11 protein-coding genes are annotated in these 14,265 nt (G+C 58.0%); 8 read left to right on the top strand and 3 right to left on the bottom strand.

Annotation, left to right across the window (positions count from 1 at the left end; translation table 11 throughout):
- Positions 1-120 precede the first annotated feature (120 nt).
- The 3 genes from ACRDD5_RS01915 to ACRDD5_RS01905 are packed head-to-tail and all read left to right on the top strand — an operon-like array spanning position 121 to position 2,687.
- Positions 121-807 (top strand): D-lyxose/D-mannose isomerase, encoded by a 687-nt coding sequence (locus ACRDD5_RS01915; RefSeq protein WP_438675736.1) that lies wholly within the window; start codon positions 121-123, stop codon positions 805-807.
- A 9-nt stretch (positions 808-816) separates the two neighbouring features.
- Complete coding sequence (locus ACRDD5_RS01910; protein ID WP_271281320.1) at positions 817-1,677, top strand: ketose 1,6-bisphosphate aldolase; 861 nt, start codon at positions 817-819, stop codon at positions 1,675-1,677.
- Positions 1,677-2,687 carry a carbohydrate kinase family protein gene (locus ACRDD5_RS01905; RefSeq protein ID WP_271281319.1) on the top strand — a complete coding sequence of 337 codons (1,011 nt, stop codon included), beginning with the start codon at positions 1,677-1,679 and terminating at the stop codon, positions 2,685-2,687. Before ACRDD5_RS01910 ends, ACRDD5_RS01905 begins: the two co-directional genes overlap by 1 nt.
- Here the strand turns inward: ACRDD5_RS01905 and ACRDD5_RS01900 are convergent.
- Positions 2,684-3,415, bottom strand: a complete 732-nt coding sequence (locus tag ACRDD5_RS01900) for a response regulator (RefSeq protein WP_271281318.1) — start codon at positions 3,413-3,415, stop codon at positions 2,684-2,686. The two genes, ACRDD5_RS01905 and ACRDD5_RS01900, sit on opposite strands and share 4 nt — an antisense overlap.
- Positions 3,416-3,677: 262 nt before the next feature.
- Between ACRDD5_RS01900 and fdhF the strand changes: the two genes are divergently transcribed.
- Both fdhF and ACRDD5_RS01890 read left to right on the top strand, forming a co-directional pair.
- Complete coding sequence (fdhF, locus tag ACRDD5_RS01895; protein WP_438675735.1) at positions 3,678-5,825, top strand: formate dehydrogenase subunit alpha; 2,148 nt, start codon at positions 3,678-3,680, stop codon at positions 5,823-5,825.
- A 135-nt stretch (positions 5,826-5,960) separates the two neighbouring features.
- Positions 5,961-6,635 (top strand): tetratricopeptide repeat protein, encoded by a 675-nt coding sequence (locus ACRDD5_RS01890; RefSeq protein WP_438675734.1) that lies wholly within the window; start codon positions 5,961-5,963, stop codon positions 6,633-6,635.
- 39 nt (positions 6,636-6,674) lie between these two features.
- Here ACRDD5_RS01890 and gltP read toward each other — a convergent pair whose 3' ends face one another.
- Entirely contained in the window at positions 6,675-7,988 is a 1,314-nt protein-coding gene (gene gltP, locus ACRDD5_RS01885) for a glutamate/aspartate:proton symporter GltP (protein ID WP_438675733.1), read from the bottom strand.
- A 420-nt stretch (positions 7,989-8,408) separates the two neighbouring features.
- On the opposite strand from gltP, the gene acs reads away from it, so the two are divergent.
- The 3 genes from acs (at position 8,409) to actP (ending at position 12,447) form a co-directional block, all read left to right on the top strand.
- Complete coding sequence (acs, locus tag ACRDD5_RS01880; RefSeq protein ID WP_438675732.1) at positions 8,409-10,367, top strand: acetate--CoA ligase; 1,959 nt, start codon at positions 8,409-8,411, stop codon at positions 10,365-10,367.
- Between the two features lie 119 nt (positions 10,368-10,486).
- Positions 10,487-10,801, top strand: a complete 315-nt coding sequence (locus ACRDD5_RS01875) for a DUF485 domain-containing protein (protein WP_271281313.1) — start codon at positions 10,487-10,489, stop codon at positions 10,799-10,801.
- Positions 10,798-12,447, top strand: a complete 1,650-nt coding sequence (actP, locus tag ACRDD5_RS01870; RefSeq protein WP_438675731.1) for a cation/acetate symporter ActP — start codon at positions 10,798-10,800, stop codon at positions 12,445-12,447. The genes ACRDD5_RS01875 and actP overlap by 4 nt, the downstream gene beginning before the upstream one ends.
- 209 nt (positions 12,448-12,656) lie before the next feature.
- Here actP and ACRDD5_RS01865 read toward each other — a convergent pair whose 3' ends face one another.
- Positions 12,657-14,234: a hypothetical protein gene (locus tag ACRDD5_RS01865; RefSeq protein ID WP_438675730.1), complete on the bottom strand. Its 1,578-nt coding sequence runs from the start codon at positions 14,232-14,234 to the stop codon at positions 12,657-12,659.
- Positions 14,235-14,265 lie beyond the last annotated feature (31 nt).

Here is a 14,265-nt window from a genome sequence, read left to right as displayed (position 1 = left end):
GCCTGTTCCCCCTCACCCCGGCCCTCTCCCCAAAGGGGAGAGGGTGCTCAGGTTCCCTCTCCCCTTTGGGGAGAGGGTTAGGGTGAGGGGTAATATTTGCACATCACTTAAGGAGTCACTATGAAACGCTCCGACATTAACGAAATCCTCGGCCACACGCGCCAGTTTTTCTCCATGCACGACGTGCATTTACCGCCCTTTGCCAGCTTCCCCCCGACCCGCTGGCGGCAGCTGGATCCTGACGCCTGGCGTGAAGTGTTTGACCTCAAGCTCGGCTGGGATGTGACCGCGTTCGGTGGGGATAACTTCCCCGCCGAAGGCTTAACCCTTTTTACCTTGCGCAACGGTTCGCCCAACGGCGTACCCTGGGAAAAAAGCTACGCCGAAAAGATCATGCACGTGCGCGACGGGCAGGTCACGCCGCTGCACTTTCACTGGCGCAAGCGTGAGGACATCATCAATCGCGGCGGCGGCAATTTGATTATCGAGCTGTGGAACGCCGGGGCGCATGAAGAGAAGATCGAGGGCGATGTCACAGTGACCCTCGACGGCTGTCGCCAGACGCACATTGCGGGCAGCCAGATACGCCTGCTGCCGGGAGAGAGTATCTGCCTGCCGCCTGGGCTGTATCACACATTCTGGGGCGAAAGCGGCTTTGGCGACGTGCTGGTGGGAGAAGTTTCCTCGGTGAATGACGACGAGCACGACAACCACTTTTTGCAGCCAACCGCCCGCTTTAACCCCATTGAAGAAGACGAACCTGCCGTGCTGGTGCTGTGCAACGAGTACAGCCTGTTTCGCCCTTAAGGAGTCATCATGCCGCTTATTTCTCTCGCTGACGGGCTGGCCCACGCCCGCGAACATCGCTATGCACTGGGGGCATTTAACGTCCTCGACTCCCACTTCCTGCGGGCGCTGTTTGCCGCCGCGCGCCAGGAGAGCTCGCCCTTTATCATCAACATTGCCGAAGTGCATTTTAAGTATGTCTCCCTCGATTCACTGGTGGAGGCTGTTAAATTCGAAGCCGCCCGGCACGACATTCCGGTGGTGCTCAATCTCGATCACGGCCTGCATTTTGAGGCGGTAGTGCGGGCGCTACGCTTAGGGTTCAGCTCGGTGATGTTCGATGGTTCCACGCTCAGCTACGACGAGAACATCCGCCAGACCCGGGAAGTGGTGAAGATGTGCCACGCGGTGGGCGTGTCGGTAGAGGCCGAACTGGGCGCGGTGGGCGGCGATGAAGGCGGGGCGCTGTACGGCCATGCCGACGAAGCCTTTTTCACCGATCCAGGGCTTGCCCGCGAGTTTGTCGACAAGACCGGCATTGACGCGCTGGCGGTGGCGATTGGCAATGCCCACGGTAAATACAAGGGTGAGCCGAAGCTCGATTTCGCTCGTCTGGATGCTATCCGTCAGCAGACCGGTCTGCCGCTGGTGCTGCACGGCGGCTCGGGGATCAGCGATGCCGATTTCCGTCGCGCCATCGAGCTGGGCATTCACAAAATTAACTTTTATACCGGGATGTCGCAGGCCGCACTGGCGTCGGTAGAACAGCGGATGGCCAACCGGCAGCCGCTGTATGACGAGTTTGCCGAGCTGCTGTTAAGCATCGAAGAGGCGATCACCGATACCGTCGCGACGCAGATGCGCACCTTTGGCAGCGCGGGGTTCGCGTAATGGAACGCCGGGGGATTATCGCCGCGGGCAATATGCTGGTGGATCATGTCCACCAGATTGTTCAGTGGCCGGAGCGCGGCTGGCTGGCAGAGATCACCCACAGCGAACGCGCCACTGGCGGTGCCCCGCTTAACGTCCTGCTGACGCTGGCCAAAATGCATGTTGGCATCCCGCTACAGGCCGTCGGGCTGGTGGGGGACGATCACGACGGGGACTACATTCTGGCGATGCTCGACCAGTATCACGTTAACCGCCAGCGCGTGCAGCGCACCACCTTCGCCCCGACCTCAATGTCGCAGGTGATGACCGATCCCAGCGGGCAGCGCACCTTTTTCCACCTGCCGGGGGCCAACCGCCTGCTGGATCTGCCCGCCTTCGACCGGCTCGACGCCAGCATGAAGATCTTCCATCTGGGCTATTTGCTGCTGCTTGACAGCCTGGATATGCCGGATGAGGAGTTCGGCACCCGCAGCGCGCGGCTGCTGGCACAGATGCGCGAGCTGGGGTATCAGACCTCGCTCGACCTGGTGTCGCGCAAAGGCGATCCCCGCTACCAGCCGCTGGTGCTCCCTGCCCTGCGCCATCTCGACTATCTGGTGATTAACGAGCTGGAGGCGGGTGAATTTAGCGGCCTGCCGATGCGTGATAGCAGCGATGCCCCGGATATCGCCCACATTGCCGATGCCGCGGCACTGCTGCTGGCGGAAGGGGTGAAGGCGCGGCTGGTGATCCACTGCCCGGAAGGCGCATGGGGTCAGGAGCCGGGGAAAGAGGGCATCTGGATCCCGTCGTGGCGCTTGTCTCAGCAGGAGATTATCGGCAGCGTTGGGGCGGGCGATGCATTCTGCGCCGGGTTCTTATACGGTTGCCATCAATCCCTGTCGCTGCAGGAGAGCATCCAGATGGCCCACGCCTGCGCCCGGGCCAGCCTGCTGGCCGCCAACGCCATCGACGGAGCAAAAACGCTGCCGGAGCTGCAGCTGTTTATCGACGAAAACCGCCAGGCTTAGGCTGCCCGATCCCCGTGCTGCACGTCGGCGGCAAAGACGTAGCCCAGCCCACGAATGGTTTTGATTAGCAGGGGCTGATGAGGGTTGATTTCAATTTTGCGCCGCAGGCGCATGATCAGCACGTCAATGGTGCGGTCGAACACCTCCGCGCTTTCGCTGTGGGTCAGCTCCAGCAGCTGCTCACGGCTCAGTACCCGGCGGGCATTTTGCGTGAGCGCCAGCAGTAAACCGTACTCGCCCTGGGTCAGGGCAACCACGCTGCGCTGGGTATCCACCAGTTCACAGCGGGCGGTATCCAGCGTCCAGCCGTTAAAGCTTAACCCCGCCGCCCGCGTTACTGCGGGCTCGGCCGCCAGCGCGCCGGTGCGCCGCAGCACGGCTTTGACCCGCGCCACCACCACCCGGGGGTTAAAGGGTTTGCCGATGTAATCGTCCGCGCCCATCTCGAGGCCCACCACCACATCCGATTCACTGCCCAGCCCGGTCAGCATCACCACCGGCAGCTCCGGGCGCTGTTTTTGCAGCTGCTGCAGTACCTGCAGGCCGTTAATATCCGGCAGCATCATATCCAGCAGCACCAGCGCGATCTCCGGTGCCTGCTGCGCCTGACGCAGGGCATCCTGGCCGGTATGGCACACGTAAACCGTGAAGACATGCTCGTTGAGCACGTCCTGTAACAGCTCGCAGACTGCGATGTCGTCATCAACCACCAGAATTGCGGGTTTCATTGCCGGTTTCCATTAAGGGGGTAAAGATCAGTCTGGCCCATTCTGTGCAAGCCTCCAGCCAAAACGGCGTTTCCCTCGCGGATATTCAACCGCCGTCACATCCCCACCCTGAAAGAGAGACGGATTTTGCCCCTTGCCTGCTTTCCGTCAGGTTATTGACCAGGATTCACCCGTAAAGTCAGGGGGATCCCACAACAGGAATGTGGCATTAAGACGGCATAATAAAAACAACCGCCTATTTTAAATTACCGGAGCGAGAGCGATGAAAAACGTCATCACGGTTTGCCCCTATTGCGCCTCGGGTTGCAAGATAAACCTGGTGGTCGAAAACGGCAAAATCGTGCGTGCAGAGGCCGCTGAAGGGAAAACCAATCAGGGCAAACTGTGCCTGAAAGGCTACTACGGCTGGGATTTTATCAACGATACCCAGATCCTCACCCCGCGCCTGAAAACCCCGATGATTCGCCGCACGCGCGGCGGCAAGCTGGAGTCGGTCTCCTGGGACGAGGCGCTGGACTACGTCGCCCGCCGCCTGAGCGACATCAAGGACCAGTACGGCCCGGATGCCATCCAGACCACCGGCTCCTCGCGCGGGACCGGGAATGAAACCAACTACCTGATGCAAAAATTTGCCCGCGCCGTAATTGGTACCAATAACGTCGACTGCTGCGCGCGCGTCTGACACGGCCCCTCGGTTGCAGGTCTGCACCAGTCGGTCGGTAATGGCGCTATGAGCAATGCCATCAACGAGATTGATAACACCGATTTGGTGTTCATTTTTGGCTATAACCCGGCGGATTCGCACCCTATCGTCGCAAACCATATTCTGCGTGCGAAGCACAACGGGGCCAAAATTATCGTCTGCGATCCGCGCCGGATAGAAAGCGCGCGCATTGCCGACCTGCACATCGCGCTACGCAACGGGTCGAACATCGCCCTGCTGAATGCGATTGGCCACGTCATTATTGCCGAGAGGCTGTATGACCCGGCATTTATCGCGGCCCGCACCGAAGGCTTTGATGAATACCGTCAAATAGTCGAGGGCTACACGCCGGAGTCGGTCGAGGCCGTCACCGGCGTCAGCGCACAGCAGATCCGCCAGGCGGCGCGCCTGTACGCCGGGGCCAAAACTGCGACGCTGCTGTGGGGCATGGGCGTGACCCAGTTCTGGCAGGGGGTGGAGACCGTACGCTCGCTGACCAGCCTCGCGATGCTGACCGGCAATCTCGGCAAAGCCCACGTCGGGGTCAACCCGGTACGCGGGCAAAATAACGTGCAGGGTGCCTGCGACATGGGCGCCCTGCCGGATACCTTCCCGGGCTACCAGTTTGTGAAGTACCCGGAAAACCGCGAGAAATTCGCCAGCGCCTGGGGCGTGGGGAGCCTGCCTGCGCATACCGGGTATCGCATCAGCGAGCTGCCGCACCGCGTTGCGCACGGAGAGGTGCGCGCGGCGTACATCATGGGGGAAGATCCGCTGCAAACCGATGCCGAGCTGTCGGCGGTGCGTAAAGCCTTTGATGACCTGGAGCTGGTGATTGTGCAGGACATCTTTATGACCAAAACCGCGGCAGTGGCGGATGTTGTCCTGCCGTCCACCTCGTGGGGCGAGCATGAAGGGGTTTATACCGCCGCAGACCGTGGCTTCCAGCGCTTCTTTAAAGCGGTAGAACCCCAGTGGGATCTGAAAACCGACTGGCAGATTATCAGTGAGATCGCCACCCGAATGGGGTATCCGATGCACTACGACAACACCCAGCAGATCTGGGATGAACTGCGCCAGCTGTGCCCGGGGTTCAAAGGGGCGACCTACGAAAAAATGGGTGAGCTGGGGTATATCCAGTGGCCGTGCCGGGATGAATCCCCGGACGACCAGGGAACCTCGTTCCTGTTCGAAGAGCGCTTCGACACCCCGAACGGGCTGGCGCAGTTCTTCACCTGCGACTGGATGGCACCGAGGGATAAGCTCGATGCTGACTATCCGCTGGTGCTCTCTACCGTGCGCGAGGTGGGGCATTACTCCTGTCGCTCGATGACCGGCAACTGCGCGGCCCTCTCAACGCTGGCCGATGAACCCGGCTATGTACAGATCAACACCGACGATGCTGCACGCCTCGGCGTTGAGGATGAGGCGCTGGTGTGGGTCAATTCGCGCAAAGGCCGGGTCATCACCCGGGCTCAGGTTAGCGATCGGACAAACCCTGGGGCCGTGTACATGACCTACCAGTGGTGGATTGGCGCCTGCAACGAGCTGGTGACGGAAAACTTAAGCCCGATAACCAAAACGCCGGAATATAAATATTGTGCCGTGCGCGTAGAACCTATCGCCGATCAGTCTTCCGCTGAGCAATATGTTATCGAGGAGTATACCCAACTCAAAAACCGCTTACGCGAAACCGCGATGGGCTGACAATTAATGAATGGAAAGTGGGAAAAAGGGGCGGGATCACCCGCCCGGCTTATTAGATGTTGAGGGACTAAGACACTTTTTTTTCTTCTCGTACCGCGCTTATACTCGCGCAATGTACCCAGACGAAAAAAGCATATGAAACATCTTTATCTCTTGTTGTTACTTTTATCCTCACAGGCATTTGCCGAGGAGATTGGCAGTCCGTACCTGGCACAGGCCCAGGCCGGTGACAGCCGCGCCCAGTATTATTTGGCCGAAACCTATTACAGCTCCGGCGATGATAAGCAGGCCGAACAGTGGGCCGAAAAAGCAGCCACCGGCGGTGACGTCGACGCCATGGCGCTGCTGTCGCAAATCAAGTTTAAGCATGGCGATTTGGTCCAGGCGAAGGGGCTGGCACAGCAGGCGATGGTGGCGGGCAGCGCGCCGGGCGCGGTGATGCTGGCGCGACTGCTGGTGAATACCCAGGCCGGTAAAACCGACTACCCGCAGGCGCTGAGCCTGCTGGAGAAAGCCGCAGAAAACACCGAGGATGACGCCGCGGTGGATGCGCAGCTGCTGCTGGGGCTGATTTATGCCAACGGCGTGGAAGTCGCCCAGGATGACGCCCAGGCCACCACCTGGTTTAAGCGCAGTTCCACCCTCTCGCGCACGGGCTATGCGGAGTACTGGGCGGGCAAAGTGTTTCAGCAGGGGGAAGTTGGGTTTATCACCCCCAACAAACAGAAGGCGCTGTACTGGTTAAATCTGAGCTGTAGCGAAGGGTTTGATACAGGATGCGAAGAGTTTGAGACGTTAAGCGGGGAGTAATTTCCCATCCTCTCCCCTGGGGGAGAGGATGGTTCTGTCTTACTGATCCGCCGTCTTATCGAAGCGGCCCAGCATTTCACGTTCATAAGCCCGCGCTTTCTTGCTGTCGAACTGGTGTTCCCATTTGGCAATCACCAGCACCGCCAGCGCGTTGCCGACCACGTTCAGCGCGGTACGCGCCATGTCGAGAATACGGTCAACACCGGCGATAAACGCCAGCCCTTCCAGCGGAATGCCTACGCTACCGAGCGTTGCCAGCAGTACCACAAACGAGACACCCGGCACACCGGCAATCCCCTTCGACGTCACCATTAAGGTCAGCACAAGGACGATTTCCTGCCACAGGGAGAGATCGATCCCATACAGCTGGGCAATAAAGATAGCAGCAATACTCTGGTACAGCGTCGAACCATCAAGGTTGAACGAGTAACCGGTCGGCACCACGAAGCTGGTGATCGACGCAGGCGCCCCATAGGCTTCCATCTTCTCAATAATACGCGGCAGCACGCTCTCGGAGCTGGCGGTGGAGTACGCCAGAATCAGCTCGTCTTTTAGGATGCGGATCAAAATCCAGATGCTCAGGCCACAAATCCGTGCCACCAGTCCCAGCACCACCAGCGCGAAGAACAGGATCGCGAAGTGCACCAGCAGAACCAGCTTCGCCAGCGGCCACAGGGAAGCAAAACCGAAGTTCGCCACAGTAACGGCAATTAACGCAAACACGCCCACTGGCGCATAGCGCATCACCATGTGGGTGACTTTAAACATGGTTTCGGAAATAGAACGGAACACGGTCACCAGCGGTTCGCGATGCGTCGCCGGCAGGGAGGAAAGCCCCAGACCAAACAGCACCGAGAAGAAGATGATCGGCAGCATCTCGCCCTTCGCCATCGACGCCACAATGTTGGTCGGAACCAGTGACAGGATGGTCCCCATCAGGCCATGCGCGTGGCTCTGCACGTCCGCCGTGGTGCTTTGGTATTTCGAAATATCCACCGTCGCCAGCTGCGACATATCAATGCCCGAGCCTGGCTGGAAGACGTTCGCCAGCGTGATGCCGAGAACGATCGCCACCGTAGTGATCACTTCGAAATAAAGGATAGTTTTCGCGCCGATACGCCCAAGCTGCTTCGCATCGCCCACCCCTGCAATGCCGACCACCAGCGTCGAAATCACAATCGGGACAACAATCATTTTAATCAGGTGGATAAAGATATCGCCTGCAGGCGACAGCATATTCACGACCAGCCATTCACGGCTGTCGCTGTGATAATGCAGATAACTACCCAGCAAGATACCCAGCACAAGGGCCAGCAAAATTTGCCAGGCCAGGCTGACTTTCAAATTTTTCATAACAAGAGACTTCCTCAATGAAGTGTTCGTACTCGTAAAACGGCGGGGACGACACATACTGAAAGGGTATGAATTGTGTTGCGTTCATTTATGGGGTTTTTTAACGCGCCGTATCAGTACCATTTGCACGGCATGCTGCGCAAGCCTTTAACAACAAGGCATTTGACTGACAAATGAGGTTATTACGCTAATTTATATTAGTCATGGTTAATAACCTTTTGTTATAAAAACCCTTTTTTATCCACAAATGTAAATAATCGTTTTAGGCAATTATTTTTCTTGAAAGTGTCATTTGCTTATTTTTTGAACTCCACAATTTTCTCGTGATCTGCCGCCCAAATAGTAAACAAAGCTGACCAGCCCTCTGTAATTAACTTTTATGCGACATATTATTAACATTCAACAAGGAGAACAAAAGCCATGAGCCAAGTCCACAAACACGACATTCCCGCCAATATTGCGGACCGTTGCCTGATCAATCCGGAGCAATACCAGGAGCAATATCAGCAATCCATCAGCAATCCTGACGCCTTCTGGGGCGAACAGGGCAAAATCCTCGATTGGATTACCCCCTATAAAACGGTTAAGAACACCTCTTTTGCCCCCGGTAACGTCTCTATTAAATGGTATGAAGACGGTACCCTGAACCTGGCCGCCAACTGCCTGGATCGCCATCTCGCTGAGCGCGGTGACCAGACGGCCATTATCTGGGAAGGCGATGACGCCACCCAGAGCAAGCATATTACCTACCGTGAACTGCACCGCGACGTCTGCCGCTTTGCCAACGTGCTGCTGGCGCAAGGCATCAAAAAAGGCGATGTCGTCGCGATTTACATGCCAATGGTGCCGGAAGCCGCCGTGGCAATGCTGGCGTGTGCCCGCATCGGTGCCGTGCATTCAGTGATCTTCGGCGGGTTCTCGCCGGAAGCGGTCGCCGGACGCATTATCGACTCCAGCTCAAAACTGGTGATCACCGCCGATGAAGGCGTGCGTGCCGGTCGCGCGGTTCCGCTGAAGAAAAACGTCGATGACGCGCTGAAAAACCCGAATGTGAACAGCGTTAACAGCGTGATTGTGCTCAAACGTACCGGCAACGCCGTGGAATGGCATGAGGGACGCGACCTGTGGTGGAGCGACCTGATTGAGCAAGCCAGCGACCAGCACCAGCCGGAAGCAATGAACGCAGAAGATCCACTCTTTATCCTGTATACCTCGGGCTCCACCGGCAAACCGAAAGGCGTTCTGCATACCACCGGCGGCTATCTGGTGTATGCCGCCACCACCTTTAAATATGTCTTTGATTACCATCAGGGTGATATCTACTGGTGTACCGCCGATGTGGGCTGGGTCACCGGTCACAGCTATCTGCTGTACGGCCCGCTGGCCTGCGGCGCCACGACCCTGATGTTTGAAGGCGTACCCAACTGGCCAACTCCGGCGCGAATGAGCCAGGTGGTGGACAAACACCAGGTCAATATTCTCTACACCGCGCCAACCGCCATCCGCGCGCTGATGGCCGAGGGCGACAAGGCCATCGAAGGCACCGACCGCTCTTCCCTGCGCATCCTCGGTTCCGTGGGCGAGCCGATCAACCCGGAAGCCTGGGAGTGGTACTGGAAGAAGATCGGCAACGAGAAGTGCCCGGTGGTGGATACCTGGTGGCAGACCGAGACCGGCGGCTTTATGATCACTCCGCTGCCCGGCGCCACCCAGCTGAAAGCCGGTTCAGCAACCCGTCCGTTCTTTGGCGTCCAGCCTGCGCTGGTGGATAACGAAGGCACTCAGCTGGAGGGCGTCAACGAAGGCAACCTGGTGATCACCGACTCCTGGCCGGGTCAGGCGCGCACCCTGTTTGGCGATCACGACCGCTTCGAGCAGACCTACTTCTCCACCTTTAAAAACATGTACTTCAGCGGCGACGGCGCGCGCCGGGATGAGGACGGTTACTACTGGATCACCGGACGCGTGGATGACGTGCTGAACGTCTCCGGCCACCGTCTGGGAACCGCAGAAATTGAATCAGCGCTGGTGTCGCATCCGAAGATTGCCGAAGCAGCCGTGGTCGGCATTCCGCACAACATTAAAGGCCAGGCGATCTACGCCTACGTCACCCTGAACCACGGCGAAGAGCCGTCGCCAGCGCTGTATACCGAAGTGCGTAACTGGGTGCGTAAAGAGATCGGCCCGCTAGCCACTCCTGACGTGCTGCACTGGACCGACTCACTGCCAAAAACCCGCTCCGGCAAGATCATGCGCCGTATCCTGCGCAAAATCGCCGCGGGCGATACCAGTAACCTGGGCGATACCTCAACCCTGGCCGATCCAGGTGTGGTGGAAAAACTGCTTGAAGAGAAGCAAGCCATCGCCATGCCGTCGTAACACCGTTTTTCTCCCTCTCCCCCTGGGAGAGGGTCTGATGCCCTCGCCCTCACCCTCTCCTTCCGGGGAGAGGGAATAATAAAAACCACTACCCTACAAAAAACGCTGGAGACTCTGTGATGAATGAGAATATTTGTCTGCAGATAGAGAATAGTGCGCACTACAGGGAGCTCGTCGATAAGCGGCAACGGTTTGCCTTCACGTTATCTATCATCATGTTGGCTGTGTACATCAGCTTTATTTTACTGATTGCCTTTGCGCCTGGCTGGCTGGGGACGCCACTGCATGCGGGAACCAGCGTCACCCGCGGGATCCCGATTGGCGTGGGGGTGATTCTGATCTCCTTCGCCCTGACCGGGGTGTATATCTGGCGGGCGAACGGCGAGTTTGACCGTCTGAATAAGGCTGTACTGCGCGAGGTAAAAGTATCATGAAGAGAGTCCTGACGGCGCTCGCCGCCACGCTCCCCCTCGCCGCCAACGCGGCGGATGCCCTTACGGGTGCAGTCCAGCGCCAACCAACCAACTGGCAGGCGATCGTGATGTTCCTGGTGTTTGTGGTGTTTACCCTCGGGATCACCTACTGGGCGTCTAAACGCGTGCGTTCACGTAATGACTATTACACAGCGGGCGGGAATATTACCGGCTTCCAGAACGGGCTGGCGATTGCGGGCGACTATATGTCTGCCGCGTCGTTCCTCGGGATCTCCGCGCTGGTGTATACCTCCGGGTATGACGGGTTGATCTACTCCCTGGGTTTCCTGGTGGGCTGGCCAATCATTCTGTTCCTGATTGCTGAGCGTCTGCGTAACCTGGGTAAATATACCTTTGCCGATGTGGCGTCCTATCGCCTTAAGCAGGGTCCCATCCGTACCCTGTCAGCCTGTGGCTCGCTGGTGGTGGTCGCCCTGTATCTGATCGCGCAGATGGTCGGTGCCGGTAAACTTATCCAGCTGCTGTTCGGCCTGAACTACCACGTTGCAGTCGTGTTGGTGGGCGTGCTGATGGTGATGTACGTGCTGTTTGGCGGCATGCTTGCCACCACCTGGGTACAGATTATTAAGGCGGTTCTGCTGCTGTTCGGCGCCAGCTTTATGGCCTTTATGGTGATGAAACACGTCGGATTCAGCTTCAATAACCTGTTTACTGAAGCGATGGCGGTCCACCCGAAAGGGGCAGCAATCATGAGTCCGGGCGGGCTGGTGCAGGATCCGATATCCGCGCTGTCGCTTGGTCTTGGTCTGATGTTCGGTACCGCCGGTCTGCCGCATATCCTGATGCGTTTCTTCACCGTGAGCGATGCCCGCGAAGCGCGTAAGAGCGTCTTCTATGCCACCGGTTTTATGGGTTACTTCTACATCCTGACCTTTATCATCGGCTTTGGCGCCATCATGCTGGTGGGGGCGAACCCGGCGTTTAAAGATGCTGCGGGCGCGCTGATTGGCGGCAATAACATGGCAGCGGTCCATCTGGCCGATGCGGTGGGCGGCAACCTGTTCCTCGGCTTTATCTCGGCGGTCGCTTTTGCCACCATTCTGGCCGTGGTTGCTGGTCTGACGCTGGCGGGCGCCTCTGCGGTATCCCATGACCTGTACGCCAACGTGTTCCGTAAAGGTGCCAGCGAGCGTGATGAACTGCGCGTCTCTAAAATCACCGTGCTGGTGCTGGGCGTAGTGGCGATCCTGCTGGGGATCCTGTTCGAGAATCAGAACATCGCCTTTATGGTGGGTCTGGCCTTCTCGATTGCGGCGAGCTGTAACTTCCCGATCATTTTGCTCTCCATGTACTGGTCAAAACTGACCACCCGTGGGGCGATGATTGGCGGCTGGCTGGGGCTGATGACGGCAGTGATCCTGATGGTGCTCGGTCCGACCATCTGGGTGAAAATCCTCGGTCATGCCACGGCCATCTTCCCGTATGAATACCCGGCGCTGTTCTCCATTGCGGTGGCGTTTATCGGGATCTGGTTCTTCTCGGCTACCGATAACTCCCCGGCAGGCAACCTGGAGCGTGGTCAGTTCCGCGCCCAGTTTATCCGCTCGCAAACCGGTCTGGGTGTCGAGCAGGGCCGCGCACACTAATCCCCCTCCCCGGCCGCTGGTCGGGGATCACACTTTTTTCCCCTTCTGGTGACGTTTATCACGTCACCGGAACCAAAAAAGCCGATGCGTATCACAAGCTTTATCTGTGATTCGCAAAGGCCATCACACTTTCCCGGTTTTCACGCCAATCCTCAGCTTTCGCTCTGCCCCCCCTACAGACAACTCCAGCCACAGTTTTTATTCTTATATCACAGCGACTTGCTCAGACTGCGGGCGAAACGGTTCAGGCGTTCGGGATTCAGCAGCAGCGGCAGAAACAGCGGGCCGCTGGCGGGCGGGTTCACCAGCCAGCGTTCCAGGGTATCGGAGTAGCGCAGTAATTGTTGCTGATGCTGCGACAGGGTATCAGCAGGCAGGCTGTCAGCGCCGTAATGGTCGAGCCACAGGACATCGGTCATCGCAGCGGCGACATGGGAGAACATCTGGCTGTAGATTTCGGCGCTGCGCCAGGCGGCCAGCAGGATCTCCAGCGTGTCGTCCGGGCAAGTTATCCGCGGCATCAGTTCACGCAGGTTTAGCACCGTGCGCGACGCCAGGAAGCAGGCGGCCTCTTTTTCCAGCGCCACCCGCTCGCGCTGCTCTTTGCCCAGCGCAGGATCGTCGGTGGGCATCAGCGGCTGCCAGGCGTGCATCCAGTTGGCACTGCGGGTGTCCATATGCAGCAGCAGCTGCGCCTGGGCCACGCTCTCGGGGATCTGGCTTTGATAGTGCAGCCGTCGCCCGAGGAAGTTGGGTGTTTTACACAGCCAGTCGTAGCTGGCACGCAGGATCGCATCGAGCTGATGTTTATCCTGCAGGGATCGAAAGCCAAGCTGATGATGTTCGGCCCAGCGCTCAAAGGGGGCGGGCAGCGTCGAATCGGCGGTCTGGTTGGCGGCGGTCAGGCCGAACAGATTGATAGCGTTGGCGGAATCCATAACCCGGCTGTCGGGCAGCCACTGCCAGCTAACGCGCGAGGTCACGGCTTCAACTTCGTTTTCTGCGGCGCTCAGCGCCCAACTTAAGCGGCCGCTGATTTCATCGGCCAGATAGCATGGCAGCGCGGTCCAGCCGTAGCCGGTGCCGAAGAGATCGTACTCGATCCACTTTTTATGCCCCGGCAGCGTGGCGATGTGGGGATGGTTGGCAAAACCGGGGTGGTAATCCAGCTCCGTGGCTTTGATCGAGGCGCGCACGTCGTCCGGCAAGGTCGCCAGAATGTTGGACAGCTGCTGTCGCGGCCAGCTGTCATCGATAAAGTCGCGCAGCACCAGCTTTTTGCCCTGGCCGCGCAGCAGGCTCCAGACATCATGCAGGCTTTGCTGCCAGCGGGTGGTCTGAAAGTCCGGCGTCGTCAGACTGAGAATAAGTCCGCTGAGATGTGGCAGCGAATGTAATAGCGGATGCAATATTGCCGAATAGAAATGCTGCCAGAAATCCGGGGCGCTTTTTTCATCGAAGGTTAGTTCGGGAAATTTACGCTTAATAATGTCGTCATTTGGCGCGGCTTCACCCTGCAGCCAGAACGATAAATTATTGTCCGCCAGATAACGGTCGACGCGTTTTAAATACTGCAACGCGTAATGTTGCTGATGAATTAAGTTCTCGACGTTAAGTTTCTGACTTAACGGCGAGGGCGTCGCAAGAACAGAAAGCAGTTCCTGTTGGTGCAGGATGATCCCAGTGAAACCATGCTGTTTCGCGCTTTTAACGCCCTGAATAAACCAGGGCCAGTGCCAGATAAAAGTGCTGTTCAGCTCCATCAGTTGATGCGGAATACGTTTCATGGCGTCACCTTGCTGCTATTTGAGTTGATAT

Origin of the sequence: Silvania sp. (genome assembly GCF_051656365.1) — a bacterium.
Classification (GTDB): domain Bacteria; phylum Pseudomonadota; class Gammaproteobacteria; order Enterobacterales; family Enterobacteriaceae; genus Enterobacter; species Enterobacter hatchlandensis.
Note: the sequence above shows the minus strand (reverse complement) of the source record. Positions and strands in the feature narration are given on the sequence as shown.